The 24,025-nt window shown below is 70.1% G+C and carries 23 protein-coding genes; 16 read left to right on the top strand and 7 right to left on the bottom strand.

The features are described 5' to 3' along the window. The first annotated feature begins 93 nt into the window (after window positions 1-93). The 11 genes from ASF39_RS13795 (at window position 94) to ASF39_RS13745 (ending at window position 10,893) form a co-directional block, all read left to right on the top strand. Window positions 94-963, top strand: coding sequence for a hypothetical protein (locus ASF39_RS13795; RefSeq protein WP_056284815.1), 870 nt, complete (start codon window positions 94-96; stop codon window positions 961-963). A 160-nt stretch (window positions 964-1,123) separates the two neighbouring features. Continuing rightward, a complete protein-coding gene (locus ASF39_RS13790; RefSeq protein ID WP_056284811.1) occupies window positions 1,124-1,411 on the top strand; it encodes a hypothetical protein in 288 nt (95 codons plus the stop codon). Window positions 1,412-1,593: 182 nt separating this feature from the next. Continuing rightward, window positions 1,594-1,902: a lipoprotein gene (locus ASF39_RS13785; RefSeq protein ID WP_056284808.1), complete on the top strand. Its 309-nt coding sequence runs from the start codon at window positions 1,594-1,596 to the stop codon at window positions 1,900-1,902. A 125-nt stretch (window positions 1,903-2,027) separates the two neighbouring features. Then, window positions 2,028-3,299, top strand: coding sequence for a diaminopimelate decarboxylase (gene lysA, locus ASF39_RS13780; protein ID WP_056284805.1), 1,272 nt, complete (start codon window positions 2,028-2,030; stop codon window positions 3,297-3,299). A 187-nt stretch (window positions 3,300-3,486) separates the two neighbouring features. Next, window positions 3,487-6,084 carry a TIGR02302 family protein gene (locus tag ASF39_RS13775; RefSeq protein WP_156648498.1) on the top strand — a complete coding sequence of 866 codons (2,598 nt, stop codon included), beginning with the start codon at window positions 3,487-3,489 and terminating at the stop codon, window positions 6,082-6,084. 163 nt (window positions 6,085-6,247) lie between these two features. After that, a complete protein-coding gene (locus ASF39_RS13770) occupies window positions 6,248-6,433 on the top strand; it encodes a twin transmembrane helix small protein (RefSeq protein WP_055884096.1) in 186 nt (61 codons plus the stop codon). Window positions 6,434-6,578: 145 nt separating this feature from the next. Next, window positions 6,579-7,229, top strand: coding sequence for an acyloxyacyl hydrolase (locus tag ASF39_RS13765; RefSeq protein WP_056285160.1), 651 nt, complete (start codon window positions 6,579-6,581; stop codon window positions 7,227-7,229). Window positions 7,230-7,264: 35 nt separating this feature from the next. Beyond that, complete coding sequence (locus ASF39_RS13760; protein ID WP_055884103.1) at window positions 7,265-7,837, top strand: cob(I)yrinic acid a,c-diamide adenosyltransferase; 573 nt, start codon at window positions 7,265-7,267, stop codon at window positions 7,835-7,837. A 217-nt stretch (window positions 7,838-8,054) separates the two neighbouring features. Further along, entirely contained in the window at window positions 8,055-8,804 is a 750-nt protein-coding gene (locus ASF39_RS13755; RefSeq protein WP_055884106.1) for an electron transfer flavoprotein subunit beta/FixA family protein, read from the top strand. 62 nt (window positions 8,805-8,866) lie between these two features. Beyond that, entirely contained in the window at window positions 8,867-9,817 is a 951-nt protein-coding gene (locus ASF39_RS13750; protein ID WP_056284799.1) for an FAD-binding protein, read from the top strand. A gap of 194 nt (window positions 9,818-10,011) precedes the next feature. Continuing rightward, complete coding sequence (locus ASF39_RS13745; protein WP_055884114.1) at window positions 10,012-10,893, top strand: 3-hydroxybutyryl-CoA dehydrogenase; 882 nt, start codon at window positions 10,012-10,014, stop codon at window positions 10,891-10,893. Between the two features lie 31 nt (window positions 10,894-10,924). On the opposite strand, the gene ASF39_RS13740 is transcribed toward ASF39_RS13745, so the two are convergent. The 5 genes from ASF39_RS13740 to ASF39_RS13720 form a co-directional block, all read right to left on the bottom strand. After that, on the bottom strand, window positions 10,925-11,239 hold the full coding sequence (locus ASF39_RS13740; protein WP_056284797.1) for a hypothetical protein: 315 nt from the start codon (window positions 11,237-11,239) through the stop codon (window positions 10,925-10,927). Between the two features lie 124 nt (window positions 11,240-11,363). After that, window positions 11,364-12,374 carry an NAD(P)H-quinone oxidoreductase gene (locus ASF39_RS13735; protein ID WP_056284794.1) on the bottom strand — a complete coding sequence of 337 codons (1,011 nt, stop codon included), beginning with the start codon at window positions 12,372-12,374 and terminating at the stop codon, window positions 11,364-11,366. A 76-nt stretch (window positions 12,375-12,450) separates the two neighbouring features. Then, window positions 12,451-13,098, bottom strand: a complete 648-nt coding sequence (gene upp, locus ASF39_RS13730) for a uracil phosphoribosyltransferase (RefSeq protein ID WP_056284789.1) — start codon at window positions 13,096-13,098, stop codon at window positions 12,451-12,453. A 158-nt stretch (window positions 13,099-13,256) separates the two neighbouring features. Then, complete coding sequence (locus ASF39_RS13725; RefSeq protein WP_056284787.1) at window positions 13,257-13,733, bottom strand: DUF2852 domain-containing protein; 477 nt, start codon at window positions 13,731-13,733, stop codon at window positions 13,257-13,259. A gap of 58 nt (window positions 13,734-13,791) precedes the next feature. Then, the gene (locus ASF39_RS13720; RefSeq protein ID WP_056284784.1) at window positions 13,792-14,460 is read right to left on the bottom strand and encodes a TetR/AcrR family transcriptional regulator; all 669 of its coding nucleotides are present in this window, start codon (window positions 14,458-14,460) and stop codon (window positions 13,792-13,794) included. Between the two features lie 284 nt (window positions 14,461-14,744). On the opposite strand from ASF39_RS13720, the gene ASF39_RS13715 reads away from it, so the two are divergent. The 5 genes from ASF39_RS13715 (at window position 14,745) to ASF39_RS13695 (ending at window position 20,465) form a co-directional block, all read left to right on the top strand. Continuing rightward, complete coding sequence (locus ASF39_RS13715) at window positions 14,745-17,429, top strand: hybrid sensor histidine kinase/response regulator (RefSeq protein ID WP_056284781.1); 2,685 nt, start codon at window positions 14,745-14,747, stop codon at window positions 17,427-17,429. A 33-nt stretch (window positions 17,430-17,462) separates the two neighbouring features. Continuing rightward, complete coding sequence (locus tag ASF39_RS13710) at window positions 17,463-17,954, top strand: chemotaxis protein CheW (RefSeq protein ID WP_055884719.1); 492 nt, start codon at window positions 17,463-17,465, stop codon at window positions 17,952-17,954. Between the two features lie 23 nt (window positions 17,955-17,977). Continuing rightward, window positions 17,978-18,361: a response regulator gene (locus tag ASF39_RS13705; RefSeq protein WP_055884137.1), complete on the top strand. Its 384-nt coding sequence runs from the start codon at window positions 17,978-17,980 to the stop codon at window positions 18,359-18,361. Between the two features lie 62 nt (window positions 18,362-18,423). Continuing rightward, window positions 18,424-19,596, top strand: coding sequence for a chemotaxis response regulator protein-glutamate methylesterase (locus ASF39_RS13700; RefSeq protein WP_056284779.1), 1,173 nt, complete (start codon window positions 18,424-18,426; stop codon window positions 19,594-19,596). Beyond that, window positions 19,593-20,465, top strand: a complete 873-nt coding sequence (locus tag ASF39_RS13695) for a protein-glutamate O-methyltransferase CheR (RefSeq protein WP_056284776.1) — start codon at window positions 19,593-19,595, stop codon at window positions 20,463-20,465. Before ASF39_RS13700 ends, ASF39_RS13695 begins: the two co-directional genes overlap by 4 nt. A gap of 27 nt (window positions 20,466-20,492) precedes the next feature. On the opposite strand, the gene trpE is transcribed toward ASF39_RS13695, so the two are convergent. Together trpE and ASF39_RS13685 are read right to left on the bottom strand one after the other, a co-directional pair. Next, complete coding sequence (trpE, locus tag ASF39_RS13690) at window positions 20,493-22,016, bottom strand: anthranilate synthase component I (RefSeq protein ID WP_056284773.1); 1,524 nt, start codon at window positions 22,014-22,016, stop codon at window positions 20,493-20,495. Window positions 22,017-22,035: 19 nt separating this feature from the next. Then, on the bottom strand, window positions 22,036-23,937 hold the full coding sequence (locus ASF39_RS13685; RefSeq protein ID WP_056284772.1) for a peptidylprolyl isomerase: 1,902 nt from the start codon (window positions 23,935-23,937) through the stop codon (window positions 22,036-22,038). Window positions 23,938-24,025: the final 88 nt, after the last annotated feature.

Here is a 24,025-nt window from a genome sequence, read left to right as displayed (position 1 = left end):
CGCCGCGCGCCGACGTGAATTAAGGATCGTCCGGGCGCGTCGGGCGTCGCGTCGGCCGATGGTCACCAGCACGGGTGTGATGAGCGTTTCCGCGTGATCGAAACCATCCTGATCTTCGCGTTCGGCTTCCTCCTGGCAAGCCTGACCGCGCTCCTCCTGCTGCCTGCGGTGAATGCCCGGGCCGGGCGGCTGGCCCGGCGCCGGATGGCGACGCTGTTCCCGCTCACCGGCGTCGAGGCCGCCGCCGAGAAGGACTACCTGCGCGCGCAGTTCGCCGTCGAGCGGACGCGGATGGAGCAGCGCATGCAGGCGGTGGGGGCCACCAAGCACGCCGACATGGCGACCATCGGCGTGCGCACCCTGGAGGCCGCGGCGCTGGCCAGGACCGTCTCGGAGCGCGAGGCCCTCATCACCGTCAGGGAGGGCGAGATCGCCGCCGTCCGGAGCGAGCGCGACGGCATCGCGGGCGATCTGGCCACCTCCCGCTCCGATCTCGCCGTCGGCGTCGCGACCCTCGGCATCCTCGAGGAGGCCCATCGCACGCTGCTGGACGAACTCCTCCTGAGCCGCCGTCGCCCGCAGCCGCGGGAGGCCGCGCCGCAGGATTCCGACGCCCAGGATCACGAGGCGCAGGATCACGAGGCGCAGGATCTTGAAGCGCCTGCGACGAACCGGGATGCGACGGCCAGATCCTACGGGCCCTTCCCCGTCGCGACCCTCGAACCGGCGACCGACCCGCAGATGCGGATTGCGGAACTCGCGGCCGAGTGCGAGGCCCTGCGTGCGCGCCTGGCCGTCGCCGAAGCGGCCACGGGCCATGCCGGAACGGGAATCGAGGCACAGAACGCGGCGCTGCGCGAGAGCATCGTGGCGGTGGCCGAGGCCCTGGTCCGCTCCGAACGCCTGCCCTCCGTGGCGGCGTTCACCATGCCCGGCCCGGCGACCCGATCGTCACCGCCCTGATCGGATCGGACCGTTGCGGCGACCGGGGGTCGCGGCGTAGAAGGCCGCCAGTTCACGGCATCACCACCCCGGCGCCTTGTTTCGACCATGACGGCCCATCATCGGGTCGCGCAGGCCCACGATCATCAGCCACGCCCTTTCGAGACGGATCCGACCTCATATGTCCCTGAAGCTGACATCGCTCGCCGTGATCCTCGCTGCCGGATTGTCCCTGCCCGCCGTCCAGGCGATGGCCCAGGCGGCTCCGCAGACCAAGCGCGGTAACGAGACCCTCAAGAAATACTGCACCGGCGACTACCTGAGCTATTGCGGCAACCTGTCCCCGGACGATCCGGCCATGGACAAGTGCTTCCAGACCAACTGGACGAAGCTGAGCGAGAACTGCCGCCGCGCCATCGACGCCTACCAGAAGGGCGGCGACAAGAAGGGCACCGAGAAGAAGGGCTGACGCCCGGGCGGTTCCGGTCGCGACGGCCCTCGGGTCGGCGGCGATGACGCGGGCGCGACGGGCTCATCCCCGGTTTCTCCCGCGCCGGGACGTCCGGCCATCGCAAAGCCGGGTCGTCGTCCTCGCCTCGCGGCCCGGCAACGGCTAAGGTGTTCGCCTGTCACTACCGGACCCCGTCGTCGATGCCTCTTCGTTTCCGCCCGTTGACCCCTCTCGTCGCGCTCGGCTTCGTCGCCCTCGCCGTTTCGGCCTGCGGGCGACGCGGCGGCCTCGAAGCGCCGCCGAACGGCTCCGTGCCCCCCGGCTCGGCGACCAGCCGCGCCCTTCCCGCCGCTGCCGTCGCCGTGCCCACCGCGGTCCAGGACGGCGACGAGCTGAGCCCGGCAGCGGTGGCGGGCGGAGGCTTCGACACGCCGTTGACCACGTCGCGGGGCGCCAAACGCGGCTACACGATCCCGAAGGACCCCTTCATCCTCGACCCGCTGCTCTGACCCTCGGGATCGTCGGTGTCGACCCGTGCGGCGCCCGAAGGTGAAGAGACCGTCCCGACTTCACCCCGGCCCGCCGCTTCGCCCGCGCCCGCCGGGGCTCTCACGAGGCGAGCGCCGCGTATCCGATGCACCATTTCCAGTACCGCGACGGTCGCCTGAAGGCGGAGGACGTCGACCTCGGCGATCTGGCCGAGACCGTCGGCACGCCGTTCTACTGCTATTCCACCGCCACCCTGGAGCGGCACTACCGGGTCTTCGCCGAGGCCTTCGACGGTGACGACGCCCTCGTCTGCTATGCCATGAAGGCCAACTCCAACCAGGCCGTGCTGACGACCCTGGCCCGGAGCGGAGCCGGCATGGACATCGTCTCGGAGGGCGAATTGCGCCGGGCGTTGGCGGCCGGGGTCGATCCTCGCAAGATCGTGTTCTCGGGTGTGGGCAAGACCCCGGTGGAGATGCGTGCCGCCCTCGAGGCCGGCATCCTCTGCTTCAACGTCGAGAGCGAGCCGGAACTCGAGACGCTCTCGATGGTGGCCGCGAGCCTCGGCGCCACCGCGCCGGTCTCGATCCGCGTCAATCCCGACGTCGATGCCGGCACGCACGCCAAGATCTCCACCGGCAAGTCGGAGAACAAGTTCGGCATCCCGATCGGCCGCGCCCGCGCCGTCTACGCCAAGGCCGCCACCCTGCCCGCGGTCGCGGTCGCGGGCGTCGACATGCACATCGGCAGCCAGATCACCGACCTGGCGCCGTTCGACCGCGCCGCCGGGCTGCTCGCCGGCCTCGCCCGCGACCTGCTCGCCGACGGGCATCGCCTCCGCCACATCGACTTCGGCGGCGGCCTCGGCATTCCCTACCGCGACGACGATGCGCCGCCGCCCGATCCGGCGGCCTTCGCGGCGATGCTGCGTCCGCATTTCCGGCCGCTCGGCCTGCGGCCGGTCTTCGAGATCGGCCGGATGATCGCCGGCAACGCCGGCATCCTCCTCACCCGTGTCCTCTACGTGAAGCGCACGGAGGGCCGCACCTTCGTCATCGTCGACGCGGCCATGAACGACCTCATCCGACCGACCCTCTACGACGCCTTCCACGGGGTGAGGCCGGTGGTCGAGCCGACGGCCCAGACCCCGCTCGTCGTGGCCGACCTCGTCGGGCCGGTGTGCGAAAGCGGCGACTACATCGCCCTGAACCGCGAGATGCCCGAACTGAAGGCCGGCGACCTCGTCGCGGTGATGAGCGCGGGCGCCTATGGGGCGGTCCAGGCCGGGACCTACAACACCCGTCCGCTGGTGCCGGAGGTGCTGGTGCGCGGCGAAGCCGCCGCGATCGTGCGCCCGCGTCAGACTTACGACGAACTCATCGGGCTCGACCGCCTGCCGGACTGGCTGGCCCGGTGAAACGCCGCCGCGCGTAAACGGGGCGCCCCCCCGCGGGAGTCCCTGAGCGGATTTGACCCGATGGTCGGGTCCGGCCACCATGCTAGGCTCACGCAGCGTGGCCGCCGGTGTCGGTGGCCGCCCGGGGAGCCGTCGAAGCATGGGCGAGGCGCGAGAGAGCGGCAGGGCGGACGAGGGAGCGGCGCCCATGAGCGCGTCCGAAACCGAGCGCAGCCGCCTCGACCGCCTGGTGGCCCGTGCGGGCGCGGCCACGGTCTGGGAGCGGGTCTGGCCGGTCATGTGGCGCGGGATCGCCGTGGTCCTGGCCTTCCTCGCCGCGTCCTGGCTCGGGCTGTGGCTCGACCTCCCCCCCTTCGGCCGGATGGTGGGGCTCGCCCTCTTCGTCATCGCCCTCGTCGCCGGGCTTCTGCCGCTGGCGCGGATCGCCCGCCCGAGCCGACGCGAGGCGCTGGCGCGGCTCGACCGCAACGCTGCGTCCGGCAGCGGTGCCCTGGCCCACAACCCCGCCTCCGCCATCGAGGACACCCTCGCCGTCGGGACCGGTGACCCGGCCACGCAGGCGCTCTGGGAGCTCCACCGCCGCCGCGCCGTGGCCGCCATCGCGACGCTGACGGTGTCGCCGCCGCGGCCGGCGATGCCCCGTCGCGATCCCTTCGCGCTGCGCGCGGCGGTCCTGGTCACGGCGGCAGCCAGCCTGTTCGTCGCCGGGCCGGAGTGGCGCCAGCGTGTCGGCGCGGCCTTCGACTGGCGGGCGCCCGTCTCGGCCGGTCCGAGCTTCCGGGTCGACGGATGGATCGACCCGCCGCTCTACACGCGCATGCCCCCCCTGGTGGTGGCCCTAGGCGAGGCCGAGCAGCGCCTGCGCGCGCCGATCAATTCTACCCTGATCGTGCGGATCGCCGGACAGGGCGAGGCCAGGCTCGGCGTCCGGTCCGGCTTGCAGTCCCTGCCGGGCAAGGAGCCGCGGCCCGACCTGCGCGAGGACCGCTTCAAGCTCACCGGCGGAACGGCCGATCTGACGATCGAGACGCCGGGCACGCCGGTGCAGCGCCTCGTGATCGAGACGATTCCGGACGACGCGCCCGTCATCGAAGCCGTGGGGACGCCCGAGGTGAACGGCCGCGGCACCTTCAACCTGAGCTACCGCGCCCGGGACGACTACGGCATCGTCTCGGCCGAAGGCGTAGTGGAGCCGCTCAAGCCCGGCCGCTCGCTGGTCCCGCCGCCCCGCATCGCCCTGGCCCTGCCCGGAGACGCCAGCGGCGAGACCGACACCAAGACCCTCGTCGACCTCACCGACAATCCCTGGTCCGGTGCTCGCGTGCGCTTCACCCTGACGGTGAAGGACGAGGCCGAGCAGGAGGCACGCAGCCAGGGCGTCGAGATGACCCTGCCGGCGCGGCCGTTCCAGAAGCCGCTGGCGCGGGCGCTCGCCGAGGAGCGTCGCCGCCTCGTCACGGCCCCCGACGAGAGCCGCGCCCGGGTCCAGACCGCCCTCGACGCCCTCATGATCGCGCCCGACAGGTTCACGCCCGAGCCCGCCGTCTTCCTCGGGCTGCGCACCGCCTCGCGGCGCCTCAAGGCGGCCCGGACCGACGAGGCCCTGACGGAGGTCGCCGACCTCCTGTGGGAGATGGCCCTCAAGATCGAGGACGGCGACCTGTCGGACGCCGAGAAGTCGCTGCGGGCGGCCCAGGACCGCCTCAAGGAGGCGATCGCCCGCAATGCCCCCGACGAGGAGGTCAAGGCGCTCACCGACGCCCTCAAGCAGGCCCTCGACAAGTTCATGAAGGAGATGGCCGAGCGCCAGGGCAAGGAGCCGCGAAAGCCCAACGAGCGCGGCCAGAAGGACCAGAACGCCAAGAGCGTCACGCCCGACGATCTCAACAAGATGATCGAGGACATGGCCGAGGCGATGAAGCGCGGCGACACCGCCGAGGCCCAGCGCCTGCTCGAGCAGCTGCGCGGCATCCTCGAGAACCTCCAGACCGCCGAGCAGGGCGGCAAGTCCGACCCCCGGTCCCGCGAGATGGACAAGCAGGCCGAGGATCTCGACAGGATGGCGCGCGAGCAGCAGGGCCTGCGCGACGAGACCTTCAAGGACGGACAGGCCAAGCGCGGCCAGCCGCGCCCCCGCAACGGCCAGCAGGGCCAGCAGCAGCCCGGAGGGCAGGGCCAGCAGGGTCAACAGGGCCAGGGTCAACAAGGCCAGGGCCAGCAGGGTCAGGGACAGAAGGGCGAAAAGGGCCAGGGCCAGCAGGGGCAAGGGCAGGGACAAGGCGGCCCCGGCCAGCGCCAGCAGGCCCTGCGCGAGCGCCTGGAGGACCTGCAACGCCGCATGAAGGAACTCGGCATGCAGGGCGAGGAAGGCCTGTCCGATGCCGAGGAGGCCATGCGCGAGGCCGAGGACGCCCTGGGCCAGGGTCGGGAGGGCGACGCCGTCGATGCCCAGGGGCGTGCGCTCGACGGGCTCAAGCGCGGTGCCGAGGGGATGCAGCAGCAGCGCCAGGAGATGGCCGAGGGCGAGGGCGAGGGCGAGGGCCAGCAGGAGGGCGGCAAGTCCCCGAGCCAGCAGGGCCAGGCCGGCTCGCGCGACGACGATCCGCTCGGCCGCCCGACCAAGGGACGCGACACCTCCGGCGGCAACGTCCGGGTTCCTACCGCCGACGAATCGGGGGTTCAGCGCACCCGCCGGATTATGGAGGAGTTGCGGCGCAAGCTCGGCGACCCGAGCCGGCCGCGCGAGGAGCTCGACTACTTCGAGCGCCTGCTGCGCCGGAACTGACCGCGGCGGCCGGCGGAGGCGGTTCACCGGCACCGTCTCGCCCCGTCGCGATGCGCCCTCCTGCCCCGGCGACGATTCGCCGAGACGGTCCTATGTCTGTCGTCCGGAGACCGGAGACCGTCAGGCACCGGACCACCCGCCCTCGAGCCGAGACGCCCGTCCGATGTCCTCCAACACCATCGTCCTGTTCGCCTGCATCGCCGTGGCCGTCGTCCTGCTGCTCGGCCTCGTCAACATGATGCGGGGCGGCAGCAGCAACGTCTCTCAGAGGCTGATGCGGCTGCGCGTGATCCTGCAGTTCGCCGCGATCGTCGTGATCATGGGCGTGCTGTGGTGGCGCTCGGCCTGAGGTCGGCCAAGCGTCCGAGGTGTGGCGGCGAGGGCTCACCGGGGATCTATCGCGCGCTCCCCGGATGATTGGCGGCGTGGTCCCCTCAACGGGCGGACCGGATGCGTGCTAGCCTCGCGCGAGAGCCATGCCGGACACCGAAGCGATGCCGTTCCAACACTTGCGCCTTCTCAAGGGCGCCCTCGCCGTGGCGATCGGCGCCGTCGCGACGATCCCGAGCGCGCAGGGTGCGGACCTGCGTGGCGCGCGGCCCGCGCCGCCCGTCTATGTCGCTCCGGCCCAGCCGATGAGCTTCGTTTCGGAGGTCCGCATCGGCGGATCGGTGCAGGACCCCGGCAGCGCCGAGGGCAAGGCCCGGGGATTCAGCACCGCCAACGTCAACGGCGAGATCCTGTTCGCCAAGCCGATCATCAGCGCGGACCCGTTCTGGCAGGCCTTCGTCCCACGTCCGACCGTTGGTGGCAGCTACAACACCGGCGGCCGCACGAGCTTCGCCTACATCGGCGCCACCTGGTCGGTGGACCTCTTTCCCGAGACCTTCGGCCGGCGCGTCTTCCTCGACGGCTTCTTCGGCGGCGCCGCCCACAACGGTTACACCGGCCCTAAGGCGAACACGCCCTATGGGTTCAACACGCTGGGCTGCAACCCGCTGTTCCGCGAGGCCGCCGCATTGGGCTTCCGCATCACCGAGCGCTGGAGCATCATGGCGACGATCGAGCACATGTCGAACGCCGGCCTGTGTGCGAACAATCGCGGCCTGACCAACTATGGTGGCCGGATCGGCTACACCTTCTGACGGCAATCCGCTGACATCACCCCGGATCGAACACCGTGGTCACCCTCAACCGCATCTACACCCGCACCGGTGACAAGGGCTCGACGGCCCTCGCCAACGGTGAGCGCCGCTCCAAGGCCGACCTGAGGGTCGAGACCTACGGCACCGTGGACGAGACCAACGCCTGCATCGGTCTCGTGCGGCTGCATGCCGGTCCCGAACTCGATGCCATGCTCGGCCGCATCCAGAACGACCTGTTCGACCTCGGTGCCGACCTCGCGACCCCCGAAGGCGTGGAGAAGCCGGCCTACGAGCCGCTGCGGATCGTCGCTTCCCAGGTCAAGCGCATCGAGGCCGACATCGACGCGCTGAACGCCGACATCGCGCCCCTGAAGTCGTTCGTGCTGCCGGGTGGATCGGCCGCAGCGGCGTTTCTCCATCAGGCCCGCACTGTCTGCCGCCGGGCGGAGCGCCTCGCCGTGGCGCTCGCCGCCGTCGAGGGCGAGCAGGTCTCGGCCGAGGCGCTGCAATACCTCAACCGCCTGTCGGATTTCCTGTTCGTGGCGAGCCGCACGGCGAACGCCAACGGCGCGGACGACGTGTTGTGGGTTCCGGGCAAGAACCGGTAGGCGGGAAACCGAAACGCCCGTCCGCGCCCAGGTTCCCGTCGACGCCCTCGTGTCCGGGATCGCGCACGGACTGTGCCGGGCCCCGCGTTGACAACCGCGAAATCACATCGCTACGGTCCGCCGCCTTGTCGGCGGGGCTCGATCGACAGGAGCCCGGACGAAGGGCCGTCGACCGCCCCGCTGCATCGATGTGTCTGCGCTGAGGATTGTGACCGCCATGAAGGTTCTTGTGCCCGTCAAGCGGGTCGTCGACTACAACGTCAAGATCCGCGTCAAGGCCGATGGGTCAGGCGTCGAACTCGCCAACGTCAAGATGTCGATGAATCCCTTCGACGAGATCGCGGTCGAGGAGGCGATCCGCCTGAAGGAGAAGGGCAAGGTCACGGAGATCGTCGCCGTCTCGATCGGCCCGCAGCAGGCCCAGGAGACGCTGCGCACGGCGCTCGCGATGGGTGCCGACCGCGCGATCCTGGTCAAGACCGACGTCACCGTCGAGCCGCTGGGCGTTGCCAAGATCCTCAAGGCGGTGGTCGAGAAGGAATCCCCGGGCCTCGTCATCCTCGGCAAGCAGGCCATCGACGACGATTCCAACCAGACCGGCCAGATGCTGGCAGCCCTGCTCGGCTGGCCGCAGGGCACCTTCGCCTTCAAGGTCGCGTTCGGCGAAGGAAGCATCGACGTCACCCGCGAGGTCGACGGCGGCCTGCAGACCGTGACCCTGGCCCTGCCGGCCATCGTCACCACCGATCTGCGCCTCAACGAGCCGCGCTATGCCAGCCTGCCCAACATCATGAAGGCGAAGAAGAAGCCGCTGGAGGAGCTGTCGCCCGACGCCCTCGGCGTCGACGTGACGCCGCGGATCAAGGTGCTCAAGACGGTGGAGCCGGCCGGGCGCAAGGCCGGCGTGAAGGTCGAATCCGCCGCCGCCCTGGTGGAGAAGCTGCGAGGCGAAGCCGGGGTGATCTGAGCCCCCTCCCCGACGCGTCGTCCATCCCGCAGCGGCAACCCGATCCGAGGTTATTCCAGACCATGACCATCCTTCTTCTCATCGAGCACGAAAACGGCACGGTCCGCGACGGCAGCCTCAAGGCGGTCACGACCGCGCGCGACATCGGCGGCCCGATCCACGCCCTGGTGCTGGGCAGCGGCGCGCAGGCGGCGGCGGCGGCGGCGGCCAAGCTCGACGGCGTCGAGACGGTGCTCGTCTCCGAGGATTCGGCCTACGACCACCTCCTCGCCGAGCCCACCGCCGCCCTCATCGCGTCCATCGCCGGACCCTACGACGTCATCCTGGCCGCCGCATCGACCACGGGCAAGAACGTGCTGCCGCGGGTGGCCGCCCTCCTCGACGTCGCCCAGATCTCGGACATCATCAAGGTCGTCTCGCCCGACACGTTCGAGCGGCCGATCTACGCCGGCAACGCCATCCAGACCGTGCAGGCGCCGGCAGGCAAGGCGGTGATCACCGTGCGGACCGCCGCCTTCAAGGCGGCGGCGGAGGGCGGGTCCGCCGGCACCGTCCAGCCGTTGGAGGCCGCCGTCCCGGCCGCCGGGGGCTCGACCTTCAAGGGCGAGGAGATCGCCGTATCCGACCGGCCGGAGTTGGCAGCGGCCAAGATCATCGTCTCGGGCGGCCGCTCGCTCGGTTCGGCGGAAAAGTTCAAGGAGCTCATTGAGCCCCTGGCCGACAGCCTCGGCGCGGCGGTGGGTGCCTCGCGCGCTGCGGTGGATGCCGGCTACGCGCCCAACGATTGGCAGGTCGGCCAGACCGGCAAGGTGGTGGCGCCCGACCTCTACGTGGCGGTGGGAATTTCGGGTGCGATCCAGCATCTGGCCGGCATGAAGGACTCCAAGGTCATCGTCGCCATCAACAAGGACGAGGATGCGCCGATCTTCCAGGTGGCGGACTACGGCCTCGTGGGCGACCTGTTCCAGGTGGTGCCCGATCTGCAGGCCGCCATCGCCGGCGCCAAGGGCTGAAGGCAAGCCGACTGCGTATGCCCGGCCGCGGCGCGGTCGGGCATGCATTAAACGCTCGCCGCCGCACTGCACCTGCGTGTGAAAATGTTCTAAGGAACGACTGATCCGGGGGGATCGCTGCGTCGGCACGACGCCCTGGCATGCAACGCGTTCGCCGGCTCCGCCGACGACGCATCGGGGGTGCGGGTTACGCGATGGGCATCGATATCAAGACCGTCGGGATCGTCGGTGCGGGACAGATGGGAAGTGGCATCGCCCATGTCTGCGCGATGGCGGGGCTCGACGTGCGGCTCAACGACCGTGAAGGCTCGCGGATCGAGAGCGGGCTCGCCACCATCGACGGAAATCTCGCCCGACAGGTGGCCAAGGGTACCATCACCGACGATCAGCGCCGCGGCGCGGTCGGCCGCATCGTCCAGGCGCGAAGCTACGACGACCTCGCTCCCTGCGATCTGGTGATCGAAGCGGCGACCGAGGACGAAGCGACCAAGCGCAAGATCTTCAGCACCCTGTGCGGGTCGCTCAAGCCCGACGCGATCATCGCCACCAACACCTCGTCGATCTCGATCACGCGACTGGCCGCCTCCACCGATCGGCCGGAGCGGTTCATCGGCATCCACTTCATGAACCCGGTGCCGATCATGCAGCTCGTCGAGCTGATCCGTGGCATCGCGACGGAAGACCCGACCTACGAATCGGCCAAGGCCTTCATCGGCAAGCTCGGCAAGACTTCGACCATGTCGGAGGATTTTCCGGCGTTCATCGTCAACCGCATCCTGCTGCCGATGATCAACGAGGCGATCTACACGCTCTACGAGGGCGTCGGTTCGGTGGAATCGATCGATACGGCGATGAAACTCGGGGCCAACCATCCGATGGGGCCGCTGCAGCTCGCCGACTTCATCGGCCTCGATACCTGCCTGTCGGTCATGCAGGTTCTCTACGAAGGCTTGGCGGACTCGAAATATCGCCCCTGTCCGCTTCTCGTGAAATACGTAGAGGCGGGGTGGCTCGGTCGCAAGACCAAGCGCGGATTCTACGATTATCGTGGAGAGGTGCCCGTCCCGACCCGTTGAGGATCGAGACGGACGATGGAGGCTAAGCCGATCACTCCGGCTTGCGGGCGCCGTCGCTGGACGGCTGGGCCGGAGCGCCGCTCGTCGGGTTGGCGGGCTGCGTGGTCGGTGCCTTCGCGGTGCCGCCGGTGACCGAACCGGTGACCTGCTCGCGGGAAGCTTCCTGGCTCTTCGACGCGTAGTCGGGCGGCGAGTTGGCGCCCTGCCACGTCATCAGCCCGGTGATCGCAATCGCCAGAAGAAGAAGGCTCGCACCCAGCACGTAGAGCATGGGCTTGCCGCGCTTGCCCTGGCGGGCGTCCTGAACCGGAACCCGCTCCTGCTGCTGTTGCCTGTTCTCTTGCATGAAGGACCTCGTCTGCGAGGCCGCGACCGGCCTCTCGTTTTACGACCGACGCGGATGCATCGTGTTGGTCGTCAAACGCGGCGCTCGCGACGAGAGTTCCTGGTCAAGGCCCGATGCACCCGTGTCAGCGACCGGTGAGCAGCAGGATCTTGCCGAGGTGCGCGCTCGATTCCATCAGTTCGTGCGCCTGCCGCGCCTGGTCGAACGGGAAGGTCGCGTGGATGATCGGCCGGATACGTCCGTCCTCCAGGAGCGGCCAGACCTGGCTGGCCAAGCCGCGCGCGATCTGCGCCTTGTCGGCATCGGGCCGGGCACGCAAGGTCGAGCCCGTGAAGGTGAGCCGCTTCATCATGATCGGCGTCATGCTGAAGCTCTCGGCCTTGTAGCCCTGCATGAAGGCGATCTGGACGAGGCGTCCCTCGACGGCCAGGGCCGACAGGTTGCGGGCGAGATACGGGGCGCCGACCATGTCGAGGATGACGTCGACGCCCTTGCCGCCCGTGAGCGTCTTCACCTCGTCGGCGAAATCGGCGGTGCGGTAGTTGATGGCGGCATCCGCCCCGAGGTCTCGGCAGAAGGCGCATTTCTCGTCCGACCCCGCCGTGGCGAAGACGGTGGCGCCGTGGTGCTTGGCGATCTGGATCGCGGTGGAGCCGATGCCGCTCGAGCCGCCATGGACGAGGAAGGTCTCGCCGGCCTTGAGCCGCCCGCGCTCGACGACGTTGCTGAACACCGTGAAATAGGTCTCGGGCAGGCCGGCCGCCTCCACGAGGGACAGGGGCTTGGGCCTGGGCAGGCACTGGCCGGCCTGCGCCACGGCGAACTCGGCATAGCCGCCGCTGATGACCAGCGCACAGACCTCGTCGCCGATGGACAAGGTGCCGGCGCCCTCCCCCAGCGCCACGATCCGGCCGGACACTTCCAGCCCCGGCACCTCGGTGGCACCCTTGGGCGGCGGATACTTGCCTTCGCGCTGCATGATGTCGGGCCGGTTCACGCCCGCCGCCACCACCTCGATCAGCACCTGGCCCGGGCCGGGTTTGGGCACCGGCACGGTCTCGACCGCGATCACTTCCGGCCCACCGGCCTCGGTGTAACGGATCTGGCGCATGGTCTCGGGGATCGGTGTCGACATGGCGTGTCTCCTGGCGTCGAGCCGCCGTCATCGCCGTCGTACACTCCGAAGGCAAGGGCAGGACGCCGAAGTCGGTTCACCGCGTCCCGTACATCCGGTCGCCCGCATCCCCCAGTCCCGGCACGATGTAGCCGTGGTCGTTGAGGTGGCTGTCGATGGCCGCCGTCCACACGGGGACGTCCGGATGGGCGGCTTGGAGCCGGGCGATGCCCTCGGGAGCGGCGAGCAGGCAGACGAAACGCAGGTCCTGGGCGCCGCGGGCCTTGAGCAGATCGATCGCCGCCACCGCCGAATTGGCCGTGGCCAGCATCGGGTCGAGGACCAGGACGGTGCGGTCGACGAGGTCCGAGGGCGCCTTGAAGTAGTATTCCACCGCCTGCAGCGTCTCGGGGTCGCGGTAGAGGCCGACGTGCGCGACGCGCGCCGAAGGCACTAGCGACAACATCCCGTCGAGGAAGCCGACGCCGGCGCGGAGGATCGGGGCGAACACCAGTTTCTTGCCGGCGATCTGGCGGCCTTCCATCGTCTGGATCGGCGTCTCGATGCTCACCGGTTCGAGCGGGAGGTCGCGGGTGACCTCGTAGGCGAGCAGCATGCCGATCTCGTTGAGGATCTGGCGGAATCCCTTGGTCGAGCGCTCGCGCTCGCGCAGCAGCGTCAGCTTGTGCTGGACCAGGGGATGGTCGACCACCCGCACCGATGCCGTCTCGCCCTCAGCCCGCATCGTCCGCTCCTCCGCTCGCCATCGCCGTCAGGCTGCTGCCGCTGTCCTACACCAGCGAAAGCGCGGCGACGACGCGATCCCCGGCGGGCACCCACGAAAAAGGGCTCCCCGCCGTTCGGCGGGGAGCCCTTCTCGACGGATCGGATCGACGGGCCGGATCAGGCGTCAGGAGTCCCCTTCGAGCCGGCGGCGGCGCGACGCTGGGCCATGAAAGCGTCGAACTGCTCGCGGTCCTTGGCGCGCTTCAGCTCCTCGACGAAGGCGGCGAAGGCGCGGCCCTCCTCGTCGAGCGCGCGACGCTGGGCGACGAGGCGCTCGATCTCGGCCTTGCGATAGGCGTCGAAGGCCAGGTTGCCGGTGCCGCCGACATTGGTGGCCTCGAAGGCCGCCGCGAATCGCGACCGGCCGCTCGCTCCGGCCGCCGTGGTGCGGCCGACGAGATCACGCAGTTCGGAAAAGGCCGGATAGCCCGAGAGCTTCCAGACGACGTAACCCAGCGCCAGCGGCCACCAGTAGATGAAGGCGACGACGATGGCGCCGATCTCGAAAGACCGGCGCGGAAACGGACCGTTGCGGTAGGACTTGCCTGTGAAGGACTTGCCGCTGGCCCAGGGGGAGGTCGAGGAAAAGCTCACGGTGCATGCTCCGATGTCAATGTGAACCTCGTTAACTTGCGGGTGCCCCCCCGGTATTTCAAGTCCCGCGGCGCGTGCCTTCGGGGTTGGCGGCCACGGGGGCGCCCGCACCGTGGACCAGGGCGAGGACTCCGGCGCGCAGAAGCTCGTACTTGTCCGGCACGCCGGGCCCCCGCGGCAGTTGACCGGCGGCGGAGAGGGTGGCGAGGCCGTGGGCGAGCGCCCACACCTCCATCGCGATGAAGCGCGGATCGATGGCCCCGAAACCGTCGGGGAACGTCGAGCGCAGCGATTCGACCAGGAGATCGAACGGGCTCGGCCGCGCCGCCGCGGGCTCCGCGGTGGTGGCGGCCCCGAGGCCGGCGCTGCGGCTCTCGAAGATGGCGGCGTAGTAGCCCGGTTCCTCTTCGGCGAAGGCGAGGTAGGCCTCGCCCATTCGGGTGAAGCGTTCGAGGGGCGTGCCTTTCCCGCCCACCGCCTTGGCGAGGCGTGCCGCGAGATCGGTGAAGCCGCGGCCCGCCACCTCCTCCAGGAGCGCCTCGCGCCCGCGAAAGTGTCGATACAGCGCGGCCGGGGTGACGCCGACGAGGCGGGCGGCATCGACCAGCGTGAAACCGCCCACGCCCCGCTCGGCGATGAAGCGGCGGGCCGCCTCGATCAACGCTTCCTTGAGATTGCCGTGGTGGTAGCTGCGCCGGTCGCCCGGTTGGTCGCGCCAGGGTCGCAAAAGGTCGTCCTCCTTCGCGGCGTCGCCTCGACGCCCTGCGCCGCCGCCTTGAAAAGCGCGAACCGGTCCGCGCCCCGCCATGCGATACCATGAAAGCCACCGCCGGACAGGGCGACACACGACGCTCGGCCGGGCGCGATGGAGGCACCGGGCGCTCACGGCGGCATCCCGATTTACCGATGAGAGTCACGCTTTGGTGATCGCCGGAAACGCTTCACTAACTGATTATGGCTCAAGGTCTCGTCTGCACGGACGGTAGTGCGCGTTTGGACTGAGTACCTCTCATGGACGACTTGCTGCGTGAGTTTCTCACTGAGAGTGCCGAGCACCTCGACACGGTCGACACCGAACTCGTCCGTTTCGAGCAGGATCCGAACAACAAGACGATCCTGAGCAACATCTTCCGGCTCGTCCACACCATCAAGGGCACCTGCGGCTTCCTCGGCCTGCCCCGCCTCGAAGCGCTGGCGCATGCGGCCGAAACGCTGATGGGCCAGTTCCGCGACGGCATGCCGGTGACCGGCGCCGCCGTCAGCCTGATCCTGGTGACCCTCGACCGTCTGAAGTCGATCCTCGGCGACCTCGAGAAGACCGGGACCGAGCCCGTCGGCAACGACGAGGACCTGATCGGCGCCCTCGAGCACATGGCCTCCGGGCCGGTCGGCCAAGCTGCTGTCCCCGCAGCCACGCAGCCGCGCGCCGACATCGTGCTGCCGCCGCCCGTCCAGCGCGAGCTGAAGCCCGGCGAGGTCACCCTCGAGGACCTCGAACGCGCCTTCATGGAAGCGGAAGGCCCCGACGACTTGGCCATGGCGATGGCACCGGCTCCGCTTCCCGAGCCCGAGCCGGTCGCACCCCCGGTCCCCGCCCCCGTGGCAAAGGCCGAGGCGCCGGCAGCGTCCGGCGGCGAAAGCGAAGGCGGCGTCGCCAAGGTCCAGACCATCCGCGTGAACGTCGACACCCTCGAACACCTCATGACGATGGTGTCCGAGCTGGTGCTGACCCGCAACCAGCTCCTCGAGATCGCCCGCCAGCACGACGATTCGACCTACAAGGTCCCGCTGCAGCGGCTCAGCCACGTCACCGCCGAGCTGCAGGAAGGCGTCATGAAGACGCGCATGCAGCCGATCGGCAATGCCTGGCAGAAGCTGCCGCGGGTGGTGCGCGACCTGTCCTCCGAACTCGGCAAGTCGATCGAGCTCGTGATGAACGGCGCCGAGACCGAGCTCGACCGCCAGGTCCTGGAGGTCATCAAGGACCCGCTCACCCACATGGTCCGCAACTCGGCCGACCACGGCATCGAGTCGGCGGCCGAGCGCAAGGCGGCCGGCAAGCCCGTCAAGGGCACGATCCGCCTGTCGGCCTACCACGAGGGCGGGACGATCACGATCGAGATCTCCGACGACGGCAAGGGCCTCGACCTGTCCGCGATCCGCCGCAAGGCGGTGGAGCGCAGCGTCGCCAGCCAGGCCGAGATCGACCGGATGACCGACGCCCAGGTGGCGAAGTTCATCTTCCACCCCGGCTTCTCCACCGCCAAGGCCGTGACCTCGGTCTCCGGGCGCGGCGTCGGCATGGACGTCGTCAAGACCAACATCGACGTCATCGGCGGCGTGATCGACATCAACACCCAGCTCGGGCGCGGTACCACCTTCACGATCAAGATCCCGCTCACCCTCGCCATCATCGCCGCCCTCATCGTCAAGGCCGGCGACCTGCGCTACGCGGTGCCCCAGGTGGCCGTCCTCGAACTGGTGCGGGTCGACAGCACCACCGCCCAGACCGTGGAGCGCATCAACGGCTCGCCGGTGCTGCGCCTGCGCGAACGCCTCCTGCCGATCGTCACGCTCACCGGCGTGCTCGGCCAGGAGCAGAACGCCGAGACCATCGATTCCGGCTTCGTGGTGGTGGCTCAGGTCGGCCGCCAGCGCTTCGGCATCCTCGTGGACGAGGTCTTCCACACGGAGGAGATCGTCGTGAAGCCGATGTCCTCGAAGCTGCGCCACCTGTCGCTGTTTGCCGGCAACACCATCCTCGGCGACGGCGCGGTGGTGCTGATCGTCGATCCCAACGGCATCGCCCAGCAGGTCAGCCAGGGCTCGCAGGCCGGCGGCATGCCGATCGAGGCCGAGGTGGAGGAGGTCGCCGACACCGACGCCAAGGCGACGCTCCTGGTGTTCCGCGGCGGTGCCGGCAGCTTCAAGGCGGTGCCGCTCTCCCTCGTCACCCGCCTCGAGGAGATCGAGGCCTCGAAGATCGAGTGGGTCGGCGGCCGGCCCCTGGTGCAGTACCGCGGCCGCCTGATGCCCCTGGTCCCGGCCGATTCCTCCATCGAGATCCGGTCCGAGGGCACCCAGGCCCTGGTGGTGTTCTCGGACGGCGAGCGCGCCATGGGCCTCGTGGTCGACGAGATCGTCGACATCGTCGAGGAGCGCCTCGACGTCGAGATCTCGGCGGACCGCTCCGACCTCATCGGCTCGGCGGTCCTGCGCGGTCGCGCCACCGAGATCATCAACATCGCCCACTTCCTGCCGCTGGCCTACGACGACTGGGCCCGCGGGACCCGCAAGACCGAGACCCGCACCTCGACGCTGCTCCTCGTGGACGATTCCGCCTTCTTCCGCGACATGCTGAGCCCGGTGCTCAAGGCGGCCGGCTACCACGTCATCACCGCCGGCAGCGCCGAGGAGGGGCTGTCCACGATGATCACCAACGGCCGGATCGACGTGGTGGTCTGCGACCTCGACATGCCGGGCCGCAACGGCTTCGACCTCGTCGCGGCCATGCGCAAGGCGGAGGGACGGGTCGCGGCCCTCCCGGTGATCGGCCTGACCGGCTCGATCGGCCCGGAGGCGATCGAGCGGGCGCGGGGCCTCGCCATCATCGACCTCGTGGCGAAGTTCGACCGGAGCGGCCTGATCTCGGCACTGTCCGAGATCCAGGTCGTCCCCCTCGCCAACGCCGCCTGAGGCCGACATCCCGAGTTCGGAGTGAGTTCCATGATGCAGGCCGCCAACACCAACACGACCCAGGCCGAGGCCGGGGCGACCAACGACTTCGTCACGGTCTTCGTCGGCGAGACCATGTTCGGCCTGGCGATCGACCGGGTCCACGACGTGTTCATCCCGGCCGGGGTGACCCCCGTACCGCTGTCGCCGCCGGAGATCGTCGGCCTCCTCAACCTGCGCGGCCGCGTCGTCACGGCCCTGTGCCTGCGCCGCCGCCTCGGACTTCCGGCACGGGTCGGCGACGCCAAGCAGATGGCCATCGGCCTCGAACAGGGCGGCGAGACCTTCGCCCTCGTCGTCGACGGGGTCGGCGAGGTGCTCAAGCTCGGGTCGAGCACGCACGAGCCGGTCCCGATCAACCTCGACGCGCGCTGGCGCGACCTGACCCTCGGCGTCCACCGCCTCGACGGACGCCTTCTCGTGATCCTCGACGTCGATGCGCTGCTGGCGTTCGGCGCCCCCCGTCACGCCGCCGGCGCCGCCTGACCGGTCAACCGAGGACGCAACCGATGAAAACCTGTCTCATCGTCGACGATTCCGCCGTTATCCGGAAGGTCGCCCGCCGGATCCTCGAGGGCATGAACTTCAAGGTCGCCGAGGCCGAGGACGGTGCCAAGGCCCTCGTCCAATGCTCGGATGCGATGCCGGACGTGATCTTGCTCGACTGGAACATGCCGGAGATGGACGGCTACGACTTCCTGCGGGCCCTGCGCCAGAGCCCGTCGGGCGGGTCTCCCAAGGTGCTGTTCTGCACCACCGAGAACGACGTCGGCGCGATCGCCCGGGCCCTGCACGCCGGCGCCGACGAGTACATCATGAAGCCGTTCGACCGCGACATCGTCTCGGCCAAGCTCGAGCAGGTCGGTTTCCCGGCGCAGGCCAACGCTGCCTGAGCCACGTCCCTCCGGGCTCGACGGCCTCCCTCCGTGTTCGCGTCAGTGAAGCGTATCATCCCATGTTGGCAGCCATCGCCCCGTCGCACGCTCCGACTCCGGGAGGAACCGCGGCAGGCGCGGGACACCGCATCCGGGTGATGATCGCCGACGATTCCGCCGTCGTGCGCGGCCTCGTCGCCCGCTGGCTCGGCGAGGCCGGCTACGACGTCGTCGCCACCGCCGCCAACGGTCGGATCGCCGTCGAGGCGATGTCCCGCCACGACCCGGACGTGGTCCTCCTCGACATCGACATGCCCGAGCTCGACGGCACCCAGGCGCTGCCGCTGCTGCTGGCCAAGAGCCCCGGCCTCCAGGTCGTGATGATGTCGACCCTCACGACGCGCAATGCCGACATCTCCCTGCGTTGCCTGGCGCTCGGCGCCGTCGATTATCTGGCCAAGCCCGAGAGCAACCGCGGCGTCACAACCTCCGACGTGTTCCGCACGGACCTGATCGAACGGGTCCGGGTGTTCGGGTCCGCCAGGGCCAGGCGCCGTCCGTCCCATTCCTCGTCGGCCGCGACTGCCGGCCCTGCCGGGGTGCCTCTCCCGTCCGCACGCCCCGCCGCCCCCGTCCTGCTGCGGCCCAAGGCCCGGTCGGTCGTGCCCCCCAAGGTCCTGCTCATCGGGGCCTCCACCGGCGGGCCGCGCGCCGTCGGCGAGGTGCTGGAGAAGATCGGGGCGGCGACCCTGCGCCAGTTCCCCGTCCTCATCGTCCAGCACATGCCGCCGGTGTTCACGGCGGTCTTCGCCGAGCACCTCGGCGCCCGCACCGGCCTTCCGGCGGCGGAGGGCAAGGCCGACGAACGCCTGATGCCGGGCCGGATCTACGTTGCGCCCGGCGGGCGCCACATGGGGCTCGCCGGAAACCGCGGCGAGGTCACGATCCGCCTCGACGACGGGCCGGTGGTGAACTTCTGCCGGCCCGCGGTCGACGTGCTGTTCAGGGATGCCGCCGCCATCTACGGCGCCGCCACCCTGTCGGTGGTGCTCACGGGCATGGGCTCGGACGGCACCGGGGGCGCCAGGGCGCTCACGGAGGCCGGCGGCGCGGTGCTGGCCCAGGACGAGGCCACCAGCACGGTCTGGGGCATGCCCGGCAGCATCGCCAAGGCCGGCCTCGCCCAGGCGATCCTGCCTCTCGGCGACATCGGCGGCGCCCTGCGCAACCTTCTGACGGGACATGGCGCATGACCGACGTCGAGTTCGATTTCCTGCGCGCCTATCTCAAGACGCGCTCCGGCCTCGCCCTCACGGCCGAGAAGCGCTACCTCGTCGAGAGCCGCCTGGGCCCGGTCTGCCGCCGGTTCAACCTCGCCACCCTGCACGACCTCGTCGGCGCGCTGAAGACGCCCCGCGACCCGGCCGTGGAGAAGGCGGTGGTCGAGGCGATGACCACCAACGAGACGTTCTTCTTCCGCGACCGCACGCCGTTCGACCTGTTCAAGGACGTGCTCCTGCCCGAGGCGATCGTGCGCCGGGCGGCCCAGCGCAAGCTGCGGATCTGGTGCGCGGCGGCCTCCACCGGCCAGGAGCCGTACTCCATCGCCATGATGCTGCAGGACGCCGCCCCACGGCTGGCCGGCTGGACCGTCGAGATCGTCGCCACCGACATCTCCACCGAGGTGCTGGAGAAGGCCAGGGCCGGGCTCTACAGCCACTTCGAGGTGCAGCGCGGCCTGCCGGTGCAGCTCCTGCTCAAGCACTTCGAGCAGATCGGCGAGCAGTGGCGGATCTCGCAGGGCCTGCGCCAGATGGTGGACTACCGTCCCCTCAACCTGCTGCACCCCTTCGACGCGCTGGGCACCTTCGACATCATCTACTGCCGCAACGTGCTGATCTACTTCGATGCGCCGACCAAGGGCGACGTCCTCGGGCGGCTCAGCGCCAGCCTGTCGCCTGACGGGGCCCTGCTGCTCGGCGCCGCCGAGACCGTGATCGGCCTCACCGACCGGCTCGTGCCGAGTCCGACGCACCGCGGCCTCTACAACCAGGCCCGCGCGGCAGGCGCGCGGCTCGCGTCCCCGGTCGCGCCGCCATTGCGCCGGGTGGTGGGCCTCTGACGGCCGGCGACGGCGCGGGGGACGGTTCTACTGCCCCCTGCGCGCCCGGCTCGCGAACCTCACCGCGTCCTCTGCGGCGCAAAACAGGGCCCGGGCCTTGTTGACGCATTCCTGCTGCTCGGACGCGGCGTCGGAATCGTAGACGATGCCCGCCCCGGCCTGAACGTGCATGCGGCCGTCCTTCACGATGGCGGTGCGCAGGACGATGCAGGTGTCCATCTCGCCGCGCGCGCCGAAGTAGCCGATGCAACCGCCGTAGGGCCCGCGCTTCTGGCTTTCCAGCTCGTCGATGATTTGCATCGCACGGACCTTCGGCGCCCCGGAGACGGTGCCGGCGGGAAAGCCGGCGGCCAGGGCACTCAAGGGGTCGTGGGCGGGGTCCAACCTGCCCTCCACGTTCGAGACGATGTGCATGACCTGGCTGTAGTATTCGAGGAAGAACGAATCCGTCACCGTCACAGAGCCGATGGTCGAGACGCGCCCGACGTCGTTGCGGCCGAGGTCGAGCAGCATCAGGTGCTCCGAGCGCTCCTTGGGGTCGGCCAGCAGTTCATCGGCCAGCGCCCTGTCCTCGGCCGGGGTGGCGCCGCGGGGCCGGGTCCCGGCGATGGGCCGGATGGTGACGACGCCCTCGCGCACCCGCACCAGGATCTCGGGCGACGAACACACCACCTGGAACGCCTCGAAGTCGAGGTAGCACAGGAACGGGGCCGGGTTCGTCCGCCGCAGCGAGCGGTAGAGCGCGAAGGCCGGCAGGGTGAAGGGCGCCTCGAACCTTTGCGACAGCACCACCTGGAACACGTCGCCGGCGACGATGTACTCCTTGGCACGGGCCACCATCGCGTAGAACTGGTCCGGCGTGGTGTTGGAGACGGGATCGGGCGCCGCGATCCCGCGAGGATCGATCCGCGCCTCCACCGGCAGCGGCCCTTCCAGGGTCTCCGCCACGCGCTCGAGGGTGGAGAGCGCCGTCTCGTAGGCGGCCCTGGCGCCGATGCCCTCGCGCGGCCGCACCGGGGCGACCACGGTGATGAGGTCGCGCACGGCGTCGAACACCACCATCACGCGCGGCCGGATCAGGATCGCGTCCGGCACGCCGAGGGGGTCGGGGTTGGGCACGCCGAGCGCTTCCATCGACCGGACCATGTCGTAGCCGAGGTAGCCGAACAGGCCCGCCGCCATGGGTGGAAGCGCTTCGTCGCGGGCCTCGTCGCCGATGGCACTGGCGGCGATGAGGCTGCGCAGGCTCTGCAACGGATGATCGGGCTCGGGCGTGAAGGCAGTGAGGTCGCTCCCTTGCGCGATCTCGGCCCGGCCGTCGCGGCAGCGCCAGGCGAGATCGGGATCGAGGCCGATCATCGAATAGCGGCCGCGCACGGCGCCGCCTTCCACCGATTCGAGCAGGAAGGCCGGCCCGGCGTGGCCGGCCCTGAGTTTCAGGTAGGCCGCCACGGGGGTTTCGAGGTCGGCCACCAGCGTCAGGCTGACGAGGCTCGCCCGCCCCGCCCCGTAGGCCTCCATCACCTGCGATTCGGCGGAGGGATCGGACATCGGCATCGGTCCTGAGGTTTCAGTATTCGCCGCCGATGGCGCGCCGGAAGGCGGCCTGGTTGACCGTGACCCCGGCGTCCTTCTGGACCTCGCCGATGTACTGGCTCAGCACGTCGTCGGCGACCACGGTGCGGAACCGGCTCTCGATGGCGGTGTCGGTGGAGCTACCCAGCGCCAGGCCCGGCATGGTCGCACCGGTGACCTTGAACACCACGCGCGACTCGCCCGATTCCGCCGAGCTCGCCTTGTCGAGGAGCGTCGCGAAGACGCGCTCGACGCTGGCGGCGGTGAGCTGGCCCTTGGGCTGCCCGCGCACGAGGTCGGTTTCCGTCTCGGCCTGCACGCCGGTCTCGGCGGCCAGCGTCTCCAGGGCCTCGCCCTTGTCGAGGCGGGCGACGAGATCCTTGGCCTTGGCGGCCAGGCGCTTGGCGACCTCGGCGCTGCGCCAGCCGGCGGCCACCGCGTCGCGGACGTCGGCCAGGGGCTTGTCGCGGGCCTGATCGACCTGGGTCACGTCGAACCAGACGTAGCCGCCGGACTTGGTGCGCAACGCCTCGGTGTCACCGCCGACGTCACTGCGGAACACCGCCGCCAGCACCGTGTCGCGGTCCGGGATGCCCTCGACGGTCTTGCCCGTGGGGTCGGCGCCGCGCGCGTCCACCGACGGGACGGTGAGGAGCGCCATGTCGCGGTCTTTGGCGATGTCGGCCAGCGGCTTGGTGTTGGCGCGCTGGTCCTCGATGGCGTCGTGCGCGGCGTCGATGTCCCGGGTCGCGCGCTCGGTGGCGATCGCCTTGCGGATCTCGGCCTCGACCGCGGCCAGCGGCTTCAGGTCTTCGGGGACGATGGCGCTCACCCGCAGCAGGACGCTGCCGAAGCGGCCCTGCACCGGGGCGCTGACCGTGTTGAGGGACAGCGCGAAGGCCGCGTCGGCCACCGCCTTGTCGAAGACCTCCGCCTTCGTCAGCGTGCCGAGCGACAGGTTCTTGGCGTCGAGCCCGCGCTCGGCCGCCACTGCCTCGAACGGCTTCTCGCCCGCCTCGATCTGCTTGCGCGCCGCTTCCGCGGCGGCGGCATCGGGGAAGACGATCTGCTGGATCGTACGCTTTTCGGGCGAGCCGAAGCTGCTTCTGTTGGCCTCGTAGCGCTTGGCGACTTCGTCGGCGCTCACGGCGTCGGGCTTGGCCATCGTCTGCGGATCGAGGATCAGCATCGTCACGGCGCGGGTCTCGGGCGCACGGTACGAGGACTTGTTCTCCTCGTAGTAGGCCTTGAGCTCGTCCTCGTTCGCCGCCGGGACGTCGCCGGCCACGGAGGGCGGCAGCGTCATGAAGGCGGCCGAGCGCCGCTCGCTGGAATAGCGGTGGACCGCCTCGCGCATCGCCACGGGTACGTGCAGGTCGGCGGCCACCGCCTCGGCGAGCTGGAGCCGCGCGATGACGGCGCGCTGCTCGCGCACGAAGGCCGTCTCGGTGATGCCGGCGCGCTGCAGGGTCTGGAAGAACAGGCTCGAATCGAAGCTGCCGTTGGCGCCCTTGAACGCGGCCTCCTCGCGGATCGCCCGCAGGACGGCCGCGTCCGGCACCACGAGGCCGAGCTGCTGGGTCTGCTGGTCGAGGGAGGCTTCGCTGATCAGCTGGGCCAGCACCTGCCGGTCGATGCCCAGCGCCCGCGCCTGGTCCGGCGTGAAGCTGCGCTGCATCTGGCTCTGGTAGCGCTGGAGCTGGTTCTGGTAGGCGCTGCGCACCGCCTCCGCCGTGATCGGCGTCTTGCCCACCGTCGCGACGCTGCTCGTCGATCCCCCGCGGAAGAACTCCTCCACGCCGAACACCGCGATACCGGCGATCAGGAAGGTGAAGATCACGCCGAGGACGATCTTGCCGAGCCAATGGCGGCTGGCGGTACGGATGGACTGAAGCATCGAACGCTCGGCGGCTCGTGACCAAAGGTGCTCTTGCGCCCTCCCAGCGCGACCGACCGGATCGCGGGTGATCCGTCTCCGTCGCGCG

Origin of the sequence: Methylobacterium sp. Leaf108, from assembly GCF_001423265.1 — a bacterium.
Lineage (GTDB): Bacteria > Pseudomonadota > Alphaproteobacteria > Rhizobiales > Beijerinckiaceae > Methylobacterium.
Note: the sequence above shows the minus strand (reverse complement) of the source record. Positions and strands in the feature narration are given on the sequence as shown.